The 23,335-nt window shown below is 43.3% G+C and carries 20 protein-coding genes; 11 read left to right on the forward strand and 9 right to left on the reverse strand.

Annotated features, from left to right (window positions below):
* Nucleotides 1–119 precede the first annotated feature (119 nt).
* Nucleotides 120–305: an NF038104 family lipoprotein gene (locus FW759_RS08420; protein WP_062844371.1), complete on the forward strand. Its 186-nt coding sequence runs from the start codon at nt 120–122 to the stop codon at nt 303–305.
* Between the two features lies 1 nt (nt 306).
* On the opposite strand, the gene FW759_RS08425 is transcribed toward FW759_RS08420, so the two are convergent.
* The 3 genes from FW759_RS08425 to mnmA all read right to left on the reverse strand — a co-directional run bounded on the left by FW759_RS08425 (nt 307) and on the right by mnmA (nt 3,553).
* Nucleotides 307–948: a DUF2238 domain-containing protein gene (locus tag FW759_RS08425; protein WP_446442710.1), complete on the reverse strand. Its 642-nt coding sequence runs from the start codon at nt 946–948 to the stop codon at nt 307–309.
* 27 nt (nt 949–975) lie between these two features.
* Entirely contained in the window at nt 976–2,367 is a 1,392-nt protein-coding gene (gene purB / locus FW759_RS08430; protein WP_446442711.1) for an adenylosuccinate lyase, read from the reverse strand.
* 73 nt (nt 2,368–2,440) lie between these two features.
* Complete coding sequence (mnmA, locus tag FW759_RS08435) at nt 2,441–3,553, reverse strand: tRNA 2-thiouridine(34) synthase MnmA (RefSeq protein WP_446442762.1); 1,113 nt, start codon at nt 3,551–3,553, stop codon at nt 2,441–2,443.
* 369 nt (nt 3,554–3,922) lie between these two features.
* Between mnmA and ispF the strand changes: the two genes are divergently transcribed.
* The 6 genes from ispF (at nt 3,923) to FW759_RS08465 (ending at nt 9,346) form a co-directional block, all read left to right on the forward strand.
* On the forward strand, nt 3,923–4,423 hold the full coding sequence (gene ispF, locus FW759_RS08440) for a 2-C-methyl-D-erythritol 2,4-cyclodiphosphate synthase (protein WP_446442712.1): 501 nt from the start codon (nt 3,923–3,925) through the stop codon (nt 4,421–4,423).
* Nucleotides 4,424–4,584: 161 nt separating this feature from the next.
* A complete protein-coding gene (grxD, locus tag FW759_RS08445; protein WP_446442713.1) occupies nt 4,585–4,935 on the forward strand; it encodes a Grx4 family monothiol glutaredoxin in 351 nt (116 codons plus the stop codon).
* Nucleotides 4,936–5,165: 230 nt separating this feature from the next.
* Entirely contained in the window at nt 5,166–5,705 is a 540-nt protein-coding gene (locus tag FW759_RS08450) for a hypothetical protein (protein WP_446442714.1), read from the forward strand.
* 233 nt (nt 5,706–5,938) lie between these two features.
* A complete protein-coding gene (gene mnmG, locus FW759_RS08455) occupies nt 5,939–7,837 on the forward strand; it encodes a tRNA uridine-5-carboxymethylaminomethyl(34) synthesis enzyme MnmG (RefSeq protein ID WP_446442715.1) in 1,899 nt (632 codons plus the stop codon).
* A gap of 208 nt (nt 7,838–8,045) precedes the next feature.
* Complete coding sequence (locus tag FW759_RS08460) at nt 8,046–8,255, forward strand: ChaB family protein (RefSeq protein ID WP_062844379.1); 210 nt, start codon at nt 8,046–8,048, stop codon at nt 8,253–8,255.
* Nucleotides 8,256–8,386: 131 nt separating this feature from the next.
* Complete coding sequence (locus FW759_RS08465; protein WP_062844380.1) at nt 8,387–9,346, forward strand: AEC family transporter; 960 nt, start codon at nt 8,387–8,389, stop codon at nt 9,344–9,346.
* A gap of 84 nt (nt 9,347–9,430) precedes the next feature.
* Here FW759_RS08465 and FW759_RS08470 read toward each other — a convergent pair whose 3' ends face one another.
* The 5 genes from FW759_RS08470 to katG all read right to left on the reverse strand — a co-directional run bounded on the left by FW759_RS08470 (nt 9,431) and on the right by katG (nt 17,055).
* Nucleotides 9,431–9,583 carry a hypothetical protein gene (locus FW759_RS08470; protein ID WP_446442716.1) on the reverse strand — a complete coding sequence of 51 codons (153 nt, stop codon included), beginning with the start codon at nt 9,581–9,583 and terminating at the stop codon, nt 9,431–9,433.
* Between the two features lie 45 nt (nt 9,584–9,628).
* Nucleotides 9,629–10,633 carry an LLM class flavin-dependent oxidoreductase gene (locus tag FW759_RS08475; RefSeq protein WP_062844381.1) on the reverse strand — a complete coding sequence of 335 codons (1,005 nt, stop codon included), beginning with the start codon at nt 10,631–10,633 and terminating at the stop codon, nt 9,629–9,631.
* Between the two features lie 264 nt (nt 10,634–10,897).
* Nucleotides 10,898–13,444 (reverse strand): membrane-bound PQQ-dependent dehydrogenase, glucose/quinate/shikimate family, encoded by a 2,547-nt coding sequence (locus FW759_RS08480; RefSeq protein ID WP_446442717.1) that lies wholly within the window; start codon nt 13,442–13,444, stop codon nt 10,898–10,900.
* A gap of 208 nt (nt 13,445–13,652) precedes the next feature.
* Nucleotides 13,653–14,582 (reverse strand): LysR substrate-binding domain-containing protein, encoded by a 930-nt coding sequence (locus FW759_RS08485; protein ID WP_446442718.1) that lies wholly within the window; start codon nt 14,580–14,582, stop codon nt 13,653–13,655.
* Nucleotides 14,583–14,865: 283 nt separating this feature from the next.
* Complete coding sequence (katG, locus tag FW759_RS08490; protein WP_446442763.1) at nt 14,866–17,055, reverse strand: catalase/peroxidase HPI; 2,190 nt, start codon at nt 17,053–17,055, stop codon at nt 14,866–14,868.
* A 551-nt stretch (nt 17,056–17,606) separates the two neighbouring features.
* Between katG and FW759_RS08495 the strand changes: the two genes are divergently transcribed.
* From FW759_RS08495 to FW759_RS08510, 4 genes are all read left to right on the forward strand, one after another.
* Nucleotides 17,607–19,235: an AmpG family muropeptide MFS transporter gene (locus tag FW759_RS08495; protein WP_446442719.1), complete on the forward strand. Its 1,629-nt coding sequence runs from the start codon at nt 17,607–17,609 to the stop codon at nt 19,233–19,235.
* An 86-nt stretch (nt 19,236–19,321) separates the two neighbouring features.
* Nucleotides 19,322–20,191: a peptide chain release factor N(5)-glutamine methyltransferase gene (gene prmC / locus FW759_RS08500; RefSeq protein ID WP_446442720.1), complete on the forward strand. Its 870-nt coding sequence runs from the start codon at nt 19,322–19,324 to the stop codon at nt 20,189–20,191.
* Between the two features lie 78 nt (nt 20,192–20,269).
* Nucleotides 20,270–21,070 carry a HesA/MoeB/ThiF family protein gene (locus FW759_RS08505; RefSeq protein WP_446442721.1) on the forward strand — a complete coding sequence of 267 codons (801 nt, stop codon included), beginning with the start codon at nt 20,270–20,272 and terminating at the stop codon, nt 21,068–21,070.
* Nucleotides 21,071–21,117: 47 nt separating this feature from the next.
* Nucleotides 21,118–22,470: an ABC1 kinase family protein gene (locus FW759_RS08510; protein ID WP_353671314.1), complete on the forward strand. Its 1,353-nt coding sequence runs from the start codon at nt 21,118–21,120 to the stop codon at nt 22,468–22,470.
* 236 nt (nt 22,471–22,706) lie between these two features.
* On the opposite strand, the gene FW759_RS08515 is transcribed toward FW759_RS08510, so the two are convergent.
* Nucleotides 22,707–23,195 (reverse strand): Lrp/AsnC family transcriptional regulator, encoded by a 489-nt coding sequence (locus FW759_RS08515; protein ID WP_095568549.1) that lies wholly within the window; start codon nt 23,193–23,195, stop codon nt 22,707–22,709.
* Between the last annotated feature and the right edge of the window lie 140 nt (nt 23,196–23,335).

Here is a 23,335-nt window from a genome sequence, read left to right on the forward strand (position 1 = left end):
TATTTTAAATGAGGGTAAGATTAATAATGAGCAGTGCTTTATAGGAGGGTTTTAATAGTTTATGATGATCCTCTATCTGATGGCACTCATCAGAGCTACCACTGAATCGTAGGAACGTTATGAAAAAAATGCATTTGATCGTCATCCTCACAAGCGTATTTTTATTGCAAGCTTGCGTACATAAGATCGTCACTGTACCGGCTAAAATCGCTTACAAGACCACCAAAGGTGTGGTCAAAGGCACTGTTGCTGTTGGTAAAGCCATCATACCGGGTGATAGCGATGACGATAAAAAAGACAACTGATCTATTTTGGGGCAGCCACTTGATGGGTGCGAGTTTTAAATAGAATAACCCCTGCCGCAATCAGCCCACCGAGTAATGCCAAAGCCATGTCTTTGTGGGCATCCCAAATATCACCTTGCTGACCATTATAAGCTTCAGCCGCTTCTGGCGATAAGGTTGAGGCAATTCCCCATTCGAGTAACTCGTAGAGTAGGCTTGATGATATATTGATCATGAGTGCGATAGCAATTAATAGCTTCGTTGACTGAATACCAAAGACGGATTTTGAGCTTTCAACCATGGCACTAAGCAGCAAAAGTCCATAACTGAAATGCACAAGCCTGTCGTACATATTGCGCTGCCAACCAAATATTTGGTTTAGATTTATACCGAATAATCGCTGTGTCCAATCGTCATATGGCACGTATGAGTATAAATAACGTGCACCTATAATATGAATGATCAGAAACAACGAAGCAAACATATAAGAGCGTGAGCCAATCTTCCTATAGCAGTAAGCACCTAGCATCACTGCCAAAAAAAGCAGTGTGCCGAGTTGATGGAGTAGATAACTTGACCACTCTAGAGGCTCAATACTTGCCAGTACCATAACGATGAATACCGTGATAGTACTGACAGTAACAGAATTTAAGCGCTTGCTCATTGCAAATATTTGCTCAATAATTCGCTCTTAGATTTTAGCGATCCAGTCTTTGATAGTGCGAGCTTGTTCTGCGGCATTACCAGTGTAAGTAGCTGGTGTCAATTCACGAAGGCGTGCTTTGTCAGCGTCGCTCACTGCAGATAACTCATCACTTTCAACGAACGTCAGCATGGCTTCACGCGTCATGGCATTACCGCGCGTCAAGGCTTTTAGTTTTTCGTAAGGGTTTTCGACACGGTAGCGACGCATGACCGTTTGAATAGGCTCAGCCAATACTTCTTGTGCTTGATTGAGGTCTTCATTCAGACGCTGTGCGTTTAATTCAAGCTTGCCAACGCCTTTTAGGCAGGCATCAAACGCAATCATGCTTTGTGCCAGACCAACACCGATATTACGCAGTACGGTTGAATCCGATAGATCACGTTGCATACGTGAGATTGGCAGTTTTTCACCCAAGTGTGCCAGCATCGCATTGGCAACCCCCAAGTTACCTTCTGAGTTTTCAAAATCAATCGGATTAACTTTATGTGGCATGGTAGAAGAACCTACTTCACCATCTTTTAGGCGCTGTTTGAAATAGCCTAAGCTAATATATTGCCAAATATCACGGTTGAAATCGATCAATATCGTATTGAAGCGTTTTATTGCGTCAAACAATTCGGCGATGTAATCATGTGGCTCAATCTGCGTAGTATAAGGATTGAAAGTCAAATCTAGACGCTCATCGATAAATTGTGCGGCATGAGTCTGCCAATCAACATCAGGGTAGGCTGAAAAATGCGCATTATAGTTACCGACTGCGCCATTAATTTTACCCAGTAACTCTACTTGACTGATTTGCTTGATTTGGCGAGCTAGGCGATAAGCCACGTTTGCCATCTCTTTACCAAGTGTGGTTGGGCTTGCGGTTTGACCATGTGTGCGTGACAACATAGGCTGATCAGCGTGAGCAATCGCCAAGTCTACGATACTATCGGTGACTTGCTGCATTTTTGCGACTACGATGTCGCGGCTGTCTTTGAGCATCAGCGCGTATGACAAGTTGTTGATATCTTCACTGGTACACGCAAAATGAATGAATTCTAATGAATCAATAAGCGCGTCTTGACCACGGAATTTGTCTTTGATGAAGTATTCGACCGCTTTAACATCGTGATTGGTCGTCGCTTCGATATCTTTAATCGCTTGTGCATCCGCTTCGCTAAAATCATCCACGATGCTATTCAAAAACGCATTGGTATCTGCATCAAACGCAGCCAATTCACCAATCGCCTCACTGTCTGCCAATGATTGCAACCAGCGAATTTCAACCGTAACTCGGGCTTTAATCAAACCAAATTCAGACAAATATGGGCGCAAGCTGTCAGCTTTAGACGCATAACGACCGTCAATAGGGGAGAGTGCGGTAAGTGGAGTCATAACGATACCTCAAATGGTTATAAATAGTGAACGTGATTAAAAGGAACAACAACATCAAAATATAAATAAAAAATTAAAACCCACAAGGCGCATCGATAGAAGCGATGACACCGCCGCCCAAACAGACCTCATCTATGTAAAATACAGCAGATTGGCCGGGCGTCACTGCGCGTTGTGGCTCATCGAATACCACGCGGACTTCACTACCGTCGGCTTTTGTAGCAAACACATGGCACGCTTGATCCGGCTGACGATAGCGCGATTTTGCCATACAGCGTAGACCTGTGTCGCTAAAGACATCAGTAGGCGGCAAACCATCAATCCAATCGAGCTTATAAGCGGTTAGCTCATTGCTCATGAGCATCGGGTGCTCATGCCCTTGACCGACAATTAATCGGTTTTTGTCTAAGTCTTTTGCCAATACAAACCATGGCTCCTCAGGACGATCTTTGACACCGCCAATGCCGATGCCACCGCGTTGCCCCAGCGTATAGTACATAAGTCCATCGTGAGTACCGATGTTTTTATTGTCATCCGTCATGATGTCGCCTTTTTGCGCAGGCAAGTACTGCTGCAAAAAGTCTTTGAAACGGCGCTCACCGATAAAGCAAATGCCCGTAGAGTCTTTCTTTTTCGCCGTGATCAGATCATGTTCTTCAGCAATTTGACGCACGACAGGCTTTTCAAGCTCACCAACTGGGAAAAGCGTTTTGGCAATTTTATCACCGCCCACCGCATGCAAAAAGTAGCTTTGGTCTTTATTATTATCCAGTCCGCGTAATAGCTGCGCGACCGTCTCACTATCAGTATTGGTGTAGTTTATGCTACGACGAGTATAATGACCGGTCGCAATATAATCGGCACCAAGTGTCAACGCATAGTCTAAAAACGCTTTAAATTTAATTTCTTTATTGCATAAAATATCAGGGTTCGGCGTGCGCCCTGCTTTATATTCTGCCAAAAAGTGCTCAAAAACACGATCCCAGTATTCCATGGCAAAATTGGCCGTGTGCAATTTAATGCCAATTTTGTCACAGACCGCTTGCGCATCTGCTAGATCGTCCATCGCAGTACAGTATTCGGTACCGTCATCTTCTTCCCAGTTTTTCATAAATAAGCCTTCCACCTTAAAGCCTGCCTGCTGGAGCAAGACGGCCGAGACAGAAGAGTCGACGCCACCTGACATACCAACGATGACATGCTTGGTGCTAGGACTGTCGATATCAGCAAGCGTTAAAGGACGATGGGCAGAAAAAGAATCTGAGTGTGATGTGATGGCTGACATAAAACGGCTCAACTATTTATACTGGATTCAAAATCGTAATGGTACTCATGACAAATGCTCTGATTGATAGCATTGGCATTTTAACAGTGCCAGTTTTTCTTTTGAATTGGGTATTATGATAAAATAAGCGTCACATTATACCAGTTAATTGAAACTGGTGGCGACCTATGGCATCTTACGGTGAGTAAAATCACTTTAGAAATTCAGATAGTGGTTTTGAATTATTTTAATCACGCCTAATTAGCGTGCTCTAATTGAGTGGAAATAATAATGATAAAAATTGGTCAAGGCATCGATGTGCATGCGTTTCATAATAATGGTCAGCAGCAGCAATACGTCATGTTGGCAGGCGTACCGATCGAACACACGAATAGCTTACTGGCACACTCTGATGGGGATGTGGTACTACATGCACTGGCAGATGCGTTACTAGGTGCACTGGCGCTTGGTGATATTGGTCAGCATTTTCCAGATACGGATGCTGCACACGCTGGTTTGGATTCGCGTGTGCTTTTACGCTATGTGTATAGCAAAGTGCAAGAGGCTGGGTATGTCTTAGGCAATGCTGATATCACCGTCATGTGCGAGCGTCCAAAACTGGCCCCGCACAATCAAGCCATGCGCGACAATATCGCAAGTGACTTGCAAACAGCGGTCGGTAATATCAGTGTCAAAGCTACCACCACTGAAAAACTCGGTTTTACTGGACGACAAGAAGGTATCATGGCCAATGCCGTGGTATTATTGGTTCCTAATAAAGTCGACCTATAATCGATGTGCACTCGCTGATCATCAAGCCAATCTATCAATTATGCTTGTAATATAGTGATAATCGCCCCATGTATCAGCCATATTGTCATTCAATACCTTTGCAATATTGCTGTTTTAACGTATTGCCTTTTTAATATACCGCCTTATCAATAGGAGTTTTTATGAGTGATCAAACCCCAAATACTGCTGCAAATGATGTCGAACAATTGATTCTTGATCAAATTCGTGACAACAAAGTTATTCTTTATATGAAAGGCACACCGCAATTTCCACAGTGTGGTTTTTCTGCCCGTTCTATTGAAGTATTGACGCAGATTGGTCGTCCATTTGCCTTTGTCAATATTTTAGAAAACCCAGAAATTCGTGCGACATTACCAAAAATTGCCAACTGGCCAACGTTTCCACAGTTATGGATTGATGGTGAGTTGATGGGTGGATCTGATATTATCTTGCAGATGTATCAATCAGGCGAGCTAAAGCCACTGGTTGAAGCCAATAGCCCTGCTGCTTAATATTAAAAACGACTTATGGCATTACTATTTATAGCATTGTTGTGATGTTTTAAAAACTCAGTAATACATGAATCAGTTTTGCTATTAAAGTAATATGAACCCAAATAGTCATAAGACTATTTGGGTTTTTTATGGTTTGCGCCTTTTATTGATTTTGTAGGTTTTGACCCCATATAGTCATTAATATAAACAAAACGAAGAATAAGTACCACTATCAACAAGAGAGTCTTATGAATACTCAAGCATATGATCAACAACAAGTACAAAAAGAAGCTGACGAGCAAGCACTCATTGAAAAGCGTCGCGAGCGTCTAAAAAATGAATCTTTAAGAATTATTGAGATTGCAGATAATGAAGCCAACTCAGCCCTTAAGTGTATCCATCAGTTAAGTGTGGCAGGTGGCGCTACAGAAGCGACTTATATTGCTATTGAGCAGCGCATTGTGGCAGACCAAGATCCTGCCGGTGCTTATCATTTGGCATTATTGGCTCAAAGCACACCAGATTTACCGATTGATGCGCGTCAGCTTATCGAATTGGTGGTTAATAAAGGCGACAATCAGCAGCTTTTAGCGCTTCTCAAGAATTTGCCATTGCCTCCTGTCGATATTATCAAAGAGCAAATCTTAGCCACGAATGATGGTGAGGCCATTGGTTTAATGAATGCATATTTGCAAATCAATCCAGAAGGTCATGGTAGTCACCATATGCTGAGCAGTGGTCAATCGGATCAGATCGTACCGCTAAGCTCTGGTAATCATTCAAACTAAATTTTAAAAATGAATATGAATGATTCATCTCATTTTTAGCATTAATTTTAACAGTTTTGGTTCTAGCGTTTTTTAAGTGACAAAAAATTGTTATAATTGTTGGTTATCTATTTAAGTTTTAAACACTTATATCATTCGTTCTTAAAATACGAGTGACGTTTATTTATGAGGCAACAAGCGTGTGATAATCAATACGTCGTTGGCAAAAATAGCGTTATTCAAGCGAGGCATGCATGCAATATCCAAAAAATTACGACGTGGTAGTGATCGGTGGTGGTCATGCTGGCACAGAAGCAGCCCTGGCAGCCGCACGTATGGGCGCGCAGACCTTGCTGTTAACGCATAATATCGAAACGCTTGGTCAGATGAGCTGTAACCCAGCGATTGGTGGTATTGGTAAATCGCATCTGGTACGCGAAATTGATGCGCTCGGCGGGGCAATGGCGCTCGCAACAGACAAAGCAGGCATTCAGTTTCGCGTATTGAACAGTCGCAAAGGGGCTGCTGTAAGAGCCACGCGTGCTCAAGCAGATCGTATTCTTTATAAAGCCGCAATTCGTCATACGCTTGAGAATCAGCCCAATCTGGATATATTTCAGCAAGCAGCGGATGATATTTTGGTAGAGAATGGTCGTGCCACGGCAGTGGTGACTTCGACTGGAATTATCTTTAAGACGGAAACAGTGGTACTAACCTCAGGTACTTTCTTAGGCGGGGTTATTCATATTGGCCTTGAGAACTCAAACGGTGGACGCGCAGGGGATCAGCCTTCTATTAAGCTGGCTGACCGTCTGCGTGAGCTAAAGCTGCCAGTTGGACGCCTAAAAACCGGTACACCAGCTCGTATCGATGCGCGCAGCGTTGATTTTAGTGTGATGACCGTACAACCGGGCGATACGCCACTGCCAGTCATGAGTTATATGGGTGATGTGTCGATGCATCCTGAACAGGTCAACTGCTACATCACGCATACCAATGCGCGTACCCACGATATTATCCGTGAGAATCTTGACCGTTCACCGATGTTTTCTGGCAAGATTGAAGGTGTTGGTCCACGATATTGTCCCTCTATTGAAGATAAGATTCATCGTTTTGCCGATAAAGACAGTCATCAAATCTTTATCGAGCCAGAAGGCTTGACTACGCATGAGCTGTATCCGAATGGTATTTCGACCAGTTTGCCGTTTGATGTTCAGTTAGACTTCATTCATAGTATGAAAGGGTTAGAGAATGCGCATATTACTCGTCCAGGTTATGCCATTGAATATGATTACTTTGATCCTCAGAGCTTGAAGCCAACGCTTGAAACCAAGTCTATCGATCGTTTGTATTTTGCAGGTCAAATCAATGGTACGACTGGGTACGAAGAGGCGGGCGTACAAGGTTTGCTTGCAGGAACCAACGCGGCATTGGTTACGACCAATAACAGCGAGTTTGATACTTGGACTCCGCGCCGTGATGAAGCCTACCTTGGCGTCCTTGTCGATGATTTGATTACGCATGGTACCAACGAGCCATACCGTATGTTTACCAGTCGTGCAGAGTATCGCTTGTTGCTGCGCGAAGACAACGCTGATCAGCGCTTGACAGAGACGGGTCGCAAGCTTGGTTTGGTTGACGATGTACGCTGGCAAGCCTATCAAGAGAAAATGGAAGCCATCGCGGCAGAGTCTGCACGCTTAAAAGACATGTGGGCAACGCCGACCAATACATTGGGTCAGCAAGTGAGTGCACAAACAGGTGAAGTGTTATCGAAAGAAGCGACCGCTTATGATTTGTTAAAACGTCCGCAGATTCATTTTGCTGATATTGCTGCCATCACTGATTCAAAAGTAGATGCGCAGGTGGGTGAGCAAATAGAGATCTCTGTCAAATACGCAGGTTATATTGATCGTCAACAAGAAGAGATTGATCAAATGAAGCGTTTGGAAAATACAGCGTTGCCAGTAGATTTTGATTATACGATAGTATCAGGTCTTTCTAATGAGATTGTACAGAAGCTAAGCAAAGTACGACCTGCTACGCTTGCTCAGGCAGGACGTGTTAGTGGAGTGACGCCTGCTGCTGTACAGCTATTGGCAATGACAGTTAAAAAACAGAAAAAAGCAGCCATGGCATTAAATTTGTCGTAGTAAGTTCAAAACTAGAAAGCTAAGCAAATTAGTAAAAGCTTATAACATCATTTTGTTATAAGCTTTTTTTATGGCCAATCCTTTAACAATGTCAAAACAACTTAAAACGGCTTTATGCTGTTTTGATTGTAAATAATAGGTAGAATGGAAAACTCTTATTAATGATGCTAGTTTGTTACTGAATTTTTTACTAAAAAGGAATGTCTTTATGCCTTATGATAAATTATCAGACCTGCCACCTGCGGTAAAAGATAACTTACCCAAACATGCTCAAGAGATTTTTCAAGCGGCCTTTAATAGCGCAAGTAAACAGTATGATGAAGAGTCGCGTTGGTTCGCCACGGCATGGGCTGCTGTTGAAAACGTTTATGAAAAAAATGCTGATGATAAATGGGTAAAAAAACCTGATCATAAATAACAAAGCGCTATCGATATACCTCAAAATAAAAAAATTAATCCATTTCCGATTGTTTACATTGACCTACAACAGACAGGTTGTCACTGCTTTTAACACATGGCTGTGAGAATGCTGTTGATTCGAGTTTACCTATGATTGAAGCCATTATTTTTGCGATTACCATTGTACTACCCAACCTTGCTTTGATGGGGTTGGGTTTTTTTATGCAACGACGCGGTCAAGCCAGTCAGAGTTTTATTGACCAGTCATCAAATTTTGTCTTCAATTATTGCTTGCCTTGTCTGCTATTTTTCAGTGTGGCCGACAGTAACGTTGATTATGCTAAGCAAATCACGCTGATAGGTGTTGGTATCCTTGTCACCTTTACTCTATTTATTGGTGCAGAAATTTACGCTAAATACTTTATTAGCAAACCTGCTGATCAAGGAGTGTTCGTACAAGGTATTTTTCGTAGCAACATGGCCATTATAGGTTTGGCCACTGTTTATAATGCTTACGGAGATGCAGGTTTAAGTATTGGCGCGGTTTATATGGGCGTAGTCACCATATTGTTTAATATTTTGGCCGTGATTACTCTGAGCCGTGTGTCTAAAAAAGTAGGCGATACGTGGAGCAGTCGCATCATCATGGTATTCAAAAAACTGAGTACCAATCCTCTCATCTTGGCATTGTTGGCGGCGTTTGCCTACAAGGCGCTTGGATTACCACCAATCACAGGCGTTATTCATGTCACAGGTGATTTGCTGGCAGCGGTCGCCCTGCCATTAGCACTGATTTGTGCGGGCGCTAGTATTGATTTGAAATCCATGCTGCGTCTGTCAGGGTTGTCCATGCAAGCCAGTATCGGACGTATCATTGTTGCGCCATTGGTGGCCATTGCTATTGGATTGGCGTTTGGTTTATCAGGTGTACACATGGGTGTGCTGTTTTTGATGGTAGCCTCGCCAGCCGCCGCCGCCAGTTATGTAATGGCAAAAGCCATGGGTGGCAACGATGTGCTTGCGGCAAATATCTTAGCTTTTACCACGGTAGTAGGCATGTTCGGAATGGCGTTTGGCGCAGCAATCTTACGTGCTTTGGGTCTTATGTAGTATCCTGTACTCTATAATAAGAAGTAAGACAAATAAAAAGCCCTTTTCCAATTGGATAAAAGGGCTTTTCGTTGTTTAAATTGACTACTTAAGATTGTCTTGATTGCGTCTGTCTTCTCGGCGTTGTTTGCGTTTAGGGCTAGTACGATACGTGAGGTATGCAAAAATAGCCATGACAATAATAAACGCGACAATGTACAAAAATATTGATGAACCAATGAAGCTTGAGGTTTCCATGACCTTTTTCTCGTTATAGTTTATCAATAATTATGCAATTGCTAATCATGCTTGTAAAGTAAACAAGTTTAGCTCAGATGTAAGTTCAAGTGAACGCAAACGCGCAGCTTGATCATAAACATTAGCTGTAACAATCAGCTCATCTGGTTGGTGTGTGGCTATAAATGCAGCAAGTTTGGGTTTAACAGTCTCAACAGAACCAACAAATGAGACTGACAATGCATTATCCACCATCATTTTTTCTGCTTGACTCCAGATACTATCCATATCATGTGTTGGTTTCGGCATTTGACCCGTTTCGCCGCGGCGCAGCCGTACAAAACTTTGCTGCGCTGAGGTAAAGTGATAATTTGCCGTGGCATCATCATCAGCAAGCAGTAAGTTTGCCGCCAGCATGACGTAAGGCTTATCTAAATAGGCAGATGGTTTGAACTGTTCACGATAAGCTGCAATGGCTTGTGACAGCATTTGTGGGGCAAAATGCGAAGCAAACACATAGGGCAGTCCAAAGTGTGCAGCTAAAGTTGCTCCAAAAAGTGAGGAACCTAAAATCCAAATAGGAACGTTTGATTTCGCACCAGGGAATGCTTGTACAGGACTTCCGTCCGTATCATTACCCAAAAAGTACATCAGTTCTTGCACATCTTGCGGGAAACGCTCTGCATCCTTCATTTGGCGACGAAGCGCCTGAAATGTTGCGCCATCAGTACCAGGGGCGCGGCCAAGTCCCAAATCAACACGATCGCCATACAAGGCTTGCAATGTTCCAAATTGCTCAGCGATAACAAGTGGCGCATGATTTGGGAGCATGACGCCACCTGCACCAATACGAATGCGCTTGGTTTGGCTACCTATATGAGATAATAAGACTGCAGTTGCGGCACTAGCAATACCAGGCATATTGTGATGTTCTGCCATCCAATAACGGTTTAGGCCAGATTTTTCTGCTTGTTGTGCTGTTTCAACGGTTTGAGCAATACCTTCAGCGATGGTTTTGCCCTGAGGCACAGGTGCTAGATCTAAAAAAGATAGGGGGATTGTGTTACTCATAAAGTGTCCAATAAAGTTATTAATTATTTTCTCTTGATATGCTTATCATCAGTATCGATTTCAAGCCATGTTACTGAGTGGTAATAAATCATAACAAACGAGCGTGAATTATCTTTAGGTGCGCTTTTTGAGTATTTTAATGGTTGAACGATTCTTGGATTGATTAAAGTATTTCCATAAAAAAAGCAGGCAACCTAAGTTACCTGCTTTCTCAAAATGACGTTATTTAGCTGAATGGCTGTTTAAGTCGATCACTTAGACCAATTATTTCGCTTGACCACCAAGCTTATAAGCGACGACATAATCGCCAATCTTTGTACCTACTGAACCATGTCCACCAGCTACCAATACTACCATCTGCTCACCTTTAGAGTTCAAGTAAGTCATTGGCGTGGCTTGACCACCTGCTGGAATACGAGCATTCCATAGTACATCGCCATTTTTTAGATCATAAGCGCGGAAGTTGTTTTCCGTTGCTGCTGACAAGAAGGCGACGCCGCCTTTGGTGATGATAGGTCCGCCAATACCAGGTACACCCAGCTCAAACTTCAACGGAATAGGAGATAAGTCTTGGACTGTACCATTTTTACGTTGATAGGCAATCTCACCTGTTGCTAAATCAGCCGCAGCGACCGTGCCCCATGGTGGCTGCTGACAAGGTACGCCGAGTGGTGATAAGAACGGCCCCATTTCTACCGCATAATCTGCCCCTGCGTTGGCATTGACACCTTGCTCACCTTTATTGGTTTCAACATCACCAAGTGTGTCTTTAGGAATAAGCTTTGAGGTAAATGCCAAGTAAGTTGGCATGCCAAACATGACACCATTTTCAGGATCGACAGCAAGGCTACCCCAGTTAAAGGTACCGAAGTTACCAGGATAGACCAAAGTACCATTGGTTGATGGTGGTGTGTAGCGACCATCATAATTAAGTTGATTAAACTCAATACGGCACATCATTTGATCGATAAGGCTTGCACCCCACATGTCTTTTTCAGTCAGTTTTTCAGGTTCAAAGCTCAAACCAGAGTATGGTTGCGTTGGAGCAGCATGTTCGCCTGCAACCAAGTAACCTTGCGGTGCATCACGTTCTTTGATTGGTACGATTGGCTCGCCTGTTTCACGATTCAATACATACACATCGCCTTGCTTGGTAGGAACAACAAGGGCAGGTTGAACGCCGCTGTCGGTCTTCAAGTCAATCAAGCTTGGTTGGGCGGGCGTGTCCATATCCCAAAGATCATGGTGGACAAATTGTTGAACCCAGCGTGCTTCACCTGTTTTGATATCTAAAGCAACAACAGATGTTGCATATTTCTCTTCAGCTGCATTTCGATAGCTGCCCAATTGATCTGGTACACGATTGCCCATAGGGAAATAGACCAAACCAAGTTTTTCATCCGCACTGGCCGTTGACCATGAGTTTGGTGAACTGGTTTTATACGTCTGAGTTGGGTCATTGACATCGAAAGGTGCTGTGTTATCAGGGTCACCTGAATCCCAGTTCCACAATAGCTCGCCAGTATTGACGTCATACGCGCGAATCACACCAGAAGGTGAATTAACGTCGTAGTTATCATTGACGGCGCCTGCCACAACAATCGTGTTGCCTACCACGATCGGAGGCGACGTAGAATAGTAGTAACCTGCTTGTGTAAATGGCATGTTGTGCATTAAATCTAACGCACCATCTTCACCAAAATTCTGACAACGTTGTCCAGTATTTGGATCAAGTGCATATAGTTTGGCATCAGAAGTTGGAATAAATATCTTGGCATCGCATTGTTTAGATGCGTTTTCAAAGGTATTTCCAGCCACTTTTTGTGCCACCACATTGCTGGTCGTAGTTACTTTATTGGCAACAGCTACATTACTAGCACTATCATCGCTTGCCTGAGTAGTGACCGCTGGAGTCGTACTGCCTGTACCAGCTTGACCCGCATAGTAAGACACACCGCGACAGCTTTGATGTTGACGTTGTAAGTTTTCTCCCACTTTAGGATCAAACTTCCATAAAGTCTCACCAGAGTCAGCATCCAAGGCTAACGCCCAATTATGTGGTGTACAGAGATATAGGGCGTTACCAATTTTAAGAGGGGTGGCCTCGTAAGTGGTCTCACCAACATCATTAGGACCTTTTACATCCCCAGTTTGGATTTGCCAAGCAACCTCTAAGTCTTTGACATTTTCAGTGTTGATTTGAGTCAAAGGAGAGTAGCGCTGGCCATAATCTGTACCACCATACGCACTCCATTCACCCTCTGGTGTCTGCTGACCATTTGATAATGGGTCACCAAGATTGGCAGAAGTATCATCTTTATCAGAGGCAGTCAAATCAAGTTCGCCCAATTTGTCAGTAGCGTTGTTTGCTAAGCTGCCAAAAGAGAGTAGTGCACCCACAACCACACTCGCTAGCAATCCCCAATAATAAAGCGGATTCTTTTTAACGGTGTTGGAAGTTCTTGGGCTATTGGCATCTGTCGCTACTTGAGTAGGTACACCATGCATCTTTTTGAAGACCCATGGTAATAGCATCAACACGCCAAAGACAAGTGGGAAGCCCAAGCGAGTTGCTAGTGCCCACCAGTAAAATCCAGATTCCCAAAGCGCCCATACTAGTGTTACAACGATAAATATCGCGTAAACCCCGTAAGCGCTCCAGTGTTTTTTAAACAATAAAAATGCTGTCGTTAGCATGGCAATGCCAGCGAAAAGGTAGTACGGACTACCTCCTAGAGAGAGCAAGTAAGCACCGCCGACAAGCAAAGGGACGGCAAAAACCGCCATAATGATCGCTACGAATTTTTCCATGAGCGGTATAACCTGTTTACATAGAAGCAAATGGACATGCACTGATCGACACCCAGCAAAAATGAGGCGCCCATCAATACATGCATAAATAATAAATAAGGAAAAGAAACGTTGAATCACGTTTCAGACTCCATTTTATCATTTATACACAAGCTCGGTAAAGGAGGTGTAAGTTTGAATCATTATCAATAAGGCTAGCTACTGTGGTTTAATTGTTAAATTGTTTTTGACAAAGCTCCATAAAAGCACGTCCATACTGACGAATTTCAGCATCATCACGTACTGCCATCCAGCTGGTAAAACGTCCAAAATGGTCGACTGGAATCGCCGTTAAGTTACTATAGTGGCTTGGCTCAAAGGCCATCTCAGCAATGATGCCGATGCCTAAACCTAGACCAACATAAGTACTGATCACGTCTGCATCAAGCGCTGCCAATACGATATCAGGCTCTAAACCAGCTGCTGCAAACGTTTTGTCAATTGCACCGCGACCTGTAAAGCCACCATGGTAGGTAACGATTGGATAGCTGGCAAGAGTTGGCAAATCAACAAATTCCTGATTGGCAAGCTCATGATCGCTTGGCACAATAACGCGATGCGTCCAGTCATAGTAGCGATAGCATCTGAGATAATTGTTGTGAAGTAAAGACTCAGTTGCAATACCAATATCAGCCTGACCACGAATAACCATCTGCGCGATGGTCTCAGGATCGGCCTGCTGTAGAATCAAATTGACCTTGGGGAAACGTGCTTTGAACTCTTTTACTACTTGCGGTAAAACATAACGCGCTTGGGTATGAGTCGTAGCAATGGTAAGTGTGCCGATATTTGGATTATTAAAATCGAGACTCAGATTTTCAATGGTACGAATTTCGGCAAAAATAGATTCAATATGTGGCATGAGAGCAGTACCCATGATCGTAAGACCTGTTAGCCGTTTGCCTTGACGAACAAATACTTCCGTTTTAAGTTGATTCTCAAGCGCGGCAATGTGTTTTGATAAACTTGATTGACTGGTATGCAATACCATTGCTGCTTGACTTAAGTTATAGCCATTAATCACGGTATGCCACACTGTCTCCAGCTGCTTAAGCTGAATTTGTAAATGTCGCTGATTAACTACTACATCAATTGCCATAACCTAATCCTATTGGGTAGATATACAAAGCATATTTGTATACATAAAGTAAAAATGTATAAATGTGGATAATAGAGTAGTGTAAAACAAAGTTATTATTCTTGTATATAATAAATAGCTATCAATTTATAATATTTGGGAATATAGAGTTTTTGTTTTTGAATAAATGGTATCTACTAAAAGCATATCTGTGGAGCCACAAAAAAAACAGCTACCCTTTAAAGGGTAGCTGTTTTAGTTTATTTAAATGACTAACAGAATTTAAAGTCATATTCTAAAGCGTTCATGCAACATCAAAACGATCTGCATTCATGACCTTACTCCAAGCGCGAACAAAGTCATGCACGAATTTTTCTAAGTTATCGTCTTGCGCGTACAGCTCGGCATAAGCGCGTAGTATGGAATTTGAACCAAACACAAGATCTACGCGGCTTGCTTGCCATTTCGTTTTCCCTGTTGCTCGCTCACGCACCTCATACATATTAGAAGTATTATGTGCAGTGTCGCTAGCCTTTATCGGATGCCACGTGTGGTTCATGTCCGTCAGATTAACGAAGAAATCATTGGTAAGCACGCCAGCCCGCTCTGTAAAGACGCCGTGTTGACTCTGACCATGATTGGTATCCAAAACACGCATACCACCGATAAGTACCACCATCTCAGGAGCCGTTAACCCCATCAATTGACTACGATCAAGCAGCATCTCTTCAGGAGAGACAGCGTAGTCTTCTTTGACCCAATTACGATAACCATCGTGTAAAGGTTCTAAATCAGCAAAAGCGTCTGCATCGGTCATTGCTTCATCAGCATCACCGCGACCTGCTTTGAATGGTACTGTGATACTTACGCCAGCTTCGTCAGCGGCTTGCTCGATGGCCGTATTACCTGCTAATACGATAAGATCGGCTAAGCTGATATCTTTGCCAAAGTCAGACTGAATGCTTGTCAAAGTTTCAAGCACACGCTGCAACTGCTGCGGTTCATTGCCGACCCAATCTTTTTGCGGTGCCAAACGAATACGTGCACCATTTGCCCCGCCGCGATAGTCTGAAGCACGGAAAGTACGGGCGCTGTCCCATGCAGTGATAATCAATTCACGACGGCTCAAATCACTGTCCAATATCTGCGATTTTAAGGTCGCAATGTCTTCATCGGTCAAGTCAATGTTGCCCGTTGGAATAGGATCTTGCCAGATAAAATCCTCACCTGGTACGTCTGCACCCAAGTAACGAGATTTAGGGCCCAGATCGCGGTGGGTCAATTTAAACCAAGCTTTGGCAAACACTTCATCAAAGTAATCTGGCTCTTGGTGAAATTTCTCTGAAATTTTGCGGTAGATAGGGTCTTTGATTAATGCCATATCTGCATCGGTCATGATAGGGTTACGGCGTACACTTGGATCGTGAGCGTCCAATGGACGATCTTCTTCGCGAATGTCAGTTGGCTCCCACTGCCAAGCACCTGCTGGACTCTTGGCTAATGCCCAGTTGTGCCCCAATAGCAGTTCAAAATAACCGTGATCCCATTGAGTGGGGTTGGTGGTCCATGCGCCTTCAATACCACTTGAAACGGTATCTCCAGCATTGCCACGACCTTTAGGATTACGCCAGCCTAAACCTTGCTCATGCACATCTGCTGCCTCTGGCTCATCTTCTAATATGGTGGCATCACCATTACCGTGACATTTACCAACGGTATGTCCACCCGCAGTCAGTGCAACCGTTTCTTCATCGTTCATTGACATACGGGCAAAAGTGGTGCGCATGTCTTGAGCGGTTTTTAGTGGATCAGGATTACCATCAACCCCTTCAGGATTGACATAGATTAACCCCATTTGTACCGCTGCTAATGGATTCTCAAGCGATTCACGATCTTTATCGCTCTCATAGCGGTTTTCGGTAGGCGCTAACCATTCACGCTCAGAACCCCAATATATGTCTTTTTCTGGATGCCAGATATCAGCTCGACCACCAGCGAACCCAAGGGTTTTGAAACCCATTGATTCATAAGCCATATTGCCTGCTAGAATCATCAAATCTGCCCAAGACAGTTTATTCCCATATTTTTTCTTGATAGGCCACAATAGACGACGTGCCTTATCTAAGTTGACATTGTCAGGCCAGCTATTCAACGGCGCAAAACGCTGATTACCAGTGTTAGAGCCACCGCGCCCGTCAGCACTGCGATAAGTACCGGCCGAATGCCATGCCATACGAATCATAAGACCACCATAGTGACCCCAATCGGCTGGCCACCATTCTTGCGACTCAGTCATCAAGTTTTTTAAATCTGTTTTGACTGCTTCTAAGTCCAGCTGTTTAAACGCTTCAGTATAGTCAAAATCATCACCCATAGGATTGGTTTTTTTGTCTTGCTGATGCAGAATGTCTAAGTTTAAGCTATTTGGCCACCAGTCGGTTGCAGCAGACGCAGTGGTTGTATGGGCTTGATGCATAACAGGGCAGCCACCCATACTAGGACGCTGCGGCGTATGCGTTTGATCGACGTTTTCACTATGAATCGTCGGGCCTTTATCGTCGCCTCGATCATACGTTGTATTGGTAGAAGCATCCGATGAATTGCTATTATGGTTTACAGGGCAACGTCCCATATCTGATGCTTCATTCTTATTGGCGTTGGTAGAGGTTGAGTCGGTCATGGCATAACTCCTGTACTATGATGGTAGAGAGGTTCAATGATTAATTATAATAAGCATTATTTATACACAGATCATAGCTAAATATTATAGTTTTACAAAACAAATATATATGGATTATAAGTTTTAAATAACCAATCATAACAAAGTGTGCTTACCTTATATTACTCTTTATGAGCCATAAGTTAATGCAAAAATATCTAGTCAAGGTAGAGGTTCTCAAGTACCATAACTGGATTTTGTTGCGATAAGAGTATTGGTGCAACGTTGAGCAATTTTTATCGATCCTTTTTGATGGTAAATACTTATAATGATTGATAAAAATTGTCCACAGTTGTCTTCTTCGTTTTAAGTGTTAGTGAGTCATTATGTCTGCTGTCAAATCTTCTCCGCCCAATCAGCCCGTTGCCAAAAAATCATGGTCAGAAGCGGCAAAAACCTATCTTGATCGACGTGCCATTATCATGCTGTTTTTGGGTTTTGCAGCGGGTATCCCTATTTTACTTATTTTCTCTAGTCTATCGTTATGGCTGCGTGAGGCAGGATTTGATCGCAGTGTGGTGACAACCTTTAGTTGGGCGGCCTTAGGGTATTCGTTCAAGTTCATTTGGGCGCCTCTAGTAGATGCGGTGCCGCTACCGATATTAACTAGATTACTGGGCCGTCGTCGTAGTTGGATTTTGATCGCACAGCTCTTGATTATTTTGGCAATTTATATGATGGCCAGCATCAATCCGACTGATGAGAGCAGTTTGCACTATATGGCAATGGCAGCCGTGCTATTGGGCTTCTCATCCGCCACGCAAGATATCGTGGTTGATGCCTATCGTATTGAGCTTGCGCCGCCCAGTCTACAATCTGTCTTGTCAGCGATGTATACGGCAGGCTACCGTTTAGGGATGATTTTTGCAGGTGCAGGTGCCTTATATTTGGCAGATTATTTCGGTTCGACCGAAGAGTTTTATAGTTACGAAGCATGGCGCAACACCTATTGGATTATGGCAGCGGTGATGGGCGTAGGTGTGGTGACCACGCTGATAATTCGGGAGCCTGTGAGTGAGCAGGTACGCATTGAGCGCCCAGCAACAGACTATGCTCGTTTGGTATTGGTGTTTGTATTATCGATCGTCGCTTTTATCATTGCTTTTGTCAATGTTGGTGCGTTACTGCCAGAGACAGACAGTGTGATGTTTGCCTTTTTACTTGAAGTGTTTCATCTATTAGCAAGCCTATTGGTTGCATCAGTTGTGGGTTACCTGTCTGTCAAAGTGGGCGTGGTCAAACAAGAAATGGCCTATACCACTTGGGTCGAGCCCGTGGTTGACTTTTTTCGCCGTTATGGCAAAAAAGCATTATTGCTACTGGCCTTGATTGGTTTATACCGCATTTCTGATATCGTAGCAGGAGTTATTTCTAACGTCTTTTACCAAGACATGGGTTTTAGTAAGACAGACATTGCCAACGCAGTGAAGTTAGTCGGTGTCATCATGGTTATTGCGGGTGGTTTTTTGGGCGGTATTTTGGCTCAAAAAATGCGCATGATGCAGGCGATGATGATCGGTGCCATACTGGCTTGTGTGACGAATTTATTATTTGTGTTACTCACATATCATCCTGGTAGCTTACCGCATATGTACGTGGCAGTGATTTTCGATAATCTGGCAGCAGGTCTTGCCAGTGCTGTATTTATCGCTTTCTTGTCAGCACTGACATCGATTCGTTTTACCGCGGTACAATATGCTATCTTTTCATCGTTAATGACGCTAATACCGAAAGTGATGGGTGGCTACTCTGGTGCTGTTGTAGACAATATGGGCTATCCATTTTTCTTTATCTTTACCTTTGCGATTGGCGTGCCAATTTTGATTTTAATCTATTTGGTTGATAAGCATATCGTCATTGGTGATAACGATGATATATACGGTGATAATGACAAATTAACGAAAGCGAATCCAAACCTGACCGATACCAATGAGCCACCGCGTGCGTCAGAATAGCCTAAGCGTTAAGTTTGTAATTATTTAGTGATAGTATTTTTTTATTAGCCGTATCTTTTTATTAATCGCACGTTTAAGAGTTATTTATGACATCAGTAACTATTCGTCAAATAAAGCAGCAAATTCAGCAGTTGATGAATACAGAACCCGCCAGTAAATTGCCCTCTTTTTGGCTAACCGATTGGCTGCTATACGTCATTGATAAGCCAGCGCTGTTTTTGATTACGGATGAAAGCTACGAGCTGACAGAGGATGAGCAAAAACAGTTTAACGCTGGTGTGACGAAGATGCAGCAAGGCATGCCGCTTGCTTATCTAACGGGTCAGCAAGCCTTTTGGTCACTGAGTTTTATGGTTAATGAGCACACGCTGATTCCCAGACCAGATACTGAAATCCTGATTGAACAAGTAATAGATTGGATAAATACCCCATCAATCCATGCCAGTACTAAGCGCTTGTTAGACTTAGGGACAGGTTCAGGGTGCATCGCTATCAGTCTTGCTCATGAGTTAAAAAATGATAACTGGCAAGTGGTTGCCGTTGATTTATCACCAGCAGCACTTGAGGTTGCTCAGCACAATGCGCTTATAAATGAGGTAGCCAATATCAAATTTATACAAAGCAGCTGGTATGACGCGCTTCGTACTCACGAAAAAGTATCATTCGATGTCATCGTCTCCAATCCTCCTTATATAGATGAGGAAGATGAACATCTAGCACAGCTAAAAGCTGAGCCTATCAGTGCGCTCAGTGCTCCCAATCATGGCTTGGCTGATATCGAACATATTATCCAGCAAGCACCATCCTATTTGCTTATAGGAGGCTTGTTAGCCATTGAGCACGGTTTCGATCAAGGAGTTGCTGTCCGTCAACTGTTTGCAGATCATGGCTTTGAATCCGTAACGACGGTGCAAGATTACGGTGGTAATGATCGCGTGACGCTTGGTCATATCTAGTGTATGAATTTTATTTGGTCGTGCCAATTTATCGTCATTGGTTTTTTATGATTGGTTTTTTAATAACAGGTTTTAATAATGGATAGGGCGCACTCATTAGAGACAGAGCAATTATCAGATGAAGAGCTGCTGGTTTATGCGCGGCAGATACTGCTTGATGGCTGGGATATTGATGCTCAACTGCGGTTAAAGTCTGCACGTGTCGTCATCATTGGGGCAGGCGGGTTAGGTTGCCCAGCTTCTGAAACGTTGGTACGCGCAGGGCTTGGACAGGTTCATCTGATTGATGATGATGTCATTGAAGCCAGCAATCTACAACGGCAAACCTTATTTTTACCTGATGACATCAATAAATATAAGGCGTTAACAGCGGCGAAGATGCTTGAGCGTATTAATCCTTTGATAAGCGTAAAGAGTACAATAGCGAGGTTGAGCGAAAACAATGCTTATGACTTACTTGATATGGTAATAGGTAAGCCTGATTTGCTTTTAGATTGTACGGATAATTTTGCCACGCGCGACATCATTAATCGTATTAGTGTGCGTTATCAGATTCCGTTATTGTCTGCGTCAGCGATTGCGATGCAAGGGCAATTGGCTTTGTTCGAGCCACATTTAGATACAGGGTGTTATCATTGTGTGTTTGGCTCAGTGGTAGACGATATAGAGGCAGATGAACGTACGTGTGCCAATTCAGGTGTGCTTGCCAGCACAACAGCTATTATGGGCAATTTGCAAGCCAATACCGCCTTGCAATATCTAGGATTAACCAAAAATCCACTGACAAATAAACTGTTATTGTGGGATGGTAGCAAAATGCAGCAACGGCTCATGGGCTATCGCAAAGATCCAGAGTGTCCTGTCTGTAGCAGTCATTAATCTTTATCTATCCTCAAATATCCTTTTTATTACCATAGTTGTTTTTTATGAAAATTCATCGTCCCCATTTATTGAAACACACTTTCAATGTTGTTAATCGTGTTCGTCAAACGGCGAGCGTGGCTGGTCTGTCCGCACTGAGAGTCGTAAAAGGTGAGAAACCTGATGCTATGTTGCTAAAAGAGACTTTCGAGCAGCTAGGTACGACTTATATCAAAATTGGTCAATTCATTGCTAGTACGCCGTCATTGTTTCCTCGCGATTATGTCACTGCGTTTCAAAGCTGTTTGGATCAAACCACGCCATTGTCTTATGCTTATATTGAGCAAGTCTTAAAAGAAGAGTTGGCAGTCGACGGTATAACACTTGATGAGTTGTTTGCTCATATTGAGCCAAAACCGCTGGCCTCAGCTTCTATTGCTCAAGTGCATGCCGCACGTCTACATAATGGTGACGAGGTAGTGTTAAAGGTACAAAAGCCTGGCGTCGAGACCATCATGCAAACAGATTTGGGCGTCTTGCATGGTGTCACCAAACTGCTTGAGCTACTCATGCCATCTATGAAGTTTGCCAGTATTGCGCCTATTATTGATGAAATCCGTCTACGCATGCTTGCTGAAACGGATTTTATCGCTGAAGCGCAAAACATTCGTGATTTTCAGCAGTTTTTAGTAGTATCTGGTAACACCCGTGTGACGGCGCCAGAAGTATATGAGACGTTGACGACGAAGCGTGTGCTCACAATGAGCCGCTTATACGGTGTCTCTATGGTAGACGAGTCGCTGATGCGCCAGTACTGTACTGATCCTGCCCAAGTCATGGCAGATACCTTAAATACGTGGTTTGCCAGTCTCATGTTATGTAACAGTTTCCACGCTGATCTGCATGCTGGCAACTTAATGCTGTTAACCGATGGCCGTATTGGCTTCTTGGATTTTGGTATTGTCGGTAAATTAAAAGCTGAAAGCTGGCGTGCGTGTATGGGTATGATGCAAGCAATGCAAGACAATGATTATCACGCAATGGCGCGTCACATGATCGATATGGAGATGACGCATGGTGGTAATCAGGTTGATGCCGTAGCATTGGGCAATGATTTACAACGTATGATGAAGACCATCATGGCAGAAGACAAAGCCTTTACCAGCGGTGTTCCTTTCAATAGTAAAGAGCAAGCAGATGAGCTCAATACCATGATGCTTGAGATTGTCGAAGTGGGTAAGCGTCATGGTATTCACTTTCCCCGTGATTTTGCCTTGTTGACTAAGCAGATGTTGTATTTCGATCGCTTCATGCGCACGCTTGCACCTGACATGGATATGTTCAGTGATCAGCGAGTGCAAATGCTTGGACAAACAGAGAGTGAAGCCGCGACAACGCGTACCTTAAATCTGTCTTAAAGGCTTGTAACGCACTAAATCATGAGCTGATTCTTATTTCTGATTGTTTTAACACAATAGATTGTGTGCTTATTGCCGCAAAATGGCTCTATCAAGTTAACTGTTTTTAAAAGCCGTGCTTTTCCTATTATTACCAGTAAAACGGCAATTGCTTTTATCGGTACTCTCATTGCCATGTTTGTACCTCAGCGTTCTACATGGCAAGCAATGACGGCGTAATGCGCACTCAAGATAGCCTATACCACACTACGGCTAAATACCTCTCGTAGCTCAAAACTGGTATGGACTTGAGCAACGCCTTCGATACGATTTAACCTATGTAATAAAAACTCCTCGTAATGTGCCATATCGCGTACCCGAACTTTAATCAGATAGTCTTCGGTACGACCAGTGACAATACTACAGCTCACTACTTCATCAAAGCTTTGTACTTTAGATTCAAATTGTTCGAAACGCTCTGCTGTGTGGCGATCCATACTGATAGCGATAAACACCGCCAGTGGGTAACCAATTTTTTGTGCATCTGTTTTGGTGTGATAGCCTGTGATGATGCCTGCATCTTCTAAGCGCTTAATACGGCGCGCACAGGGAGTTGCCGAAAGATTGACTCGTTCAGCCAGCTCAGTAATACTCATTCGAGCTTGTGTCTGTAATAAACGCAATAGCTGTTTATCGGTCTCATCTAAATCTACCAATAAAGCAGTATCTGAATGGCTACTTATCATAATTTATTATCCTGCTAGAGAATTTATCTAATTATAACGACCAATACAAGATTTTCCACTAAAATAACGCAAAAATGCATGAAAAAAAGCGGATTTCTGTAGCATAAACTTTGCTATTATAATGACAGATACAGTGGTTA

It is taken from the genome of Psychrobacter sp. 1176_08 (genome assembly GCF_052850615.1).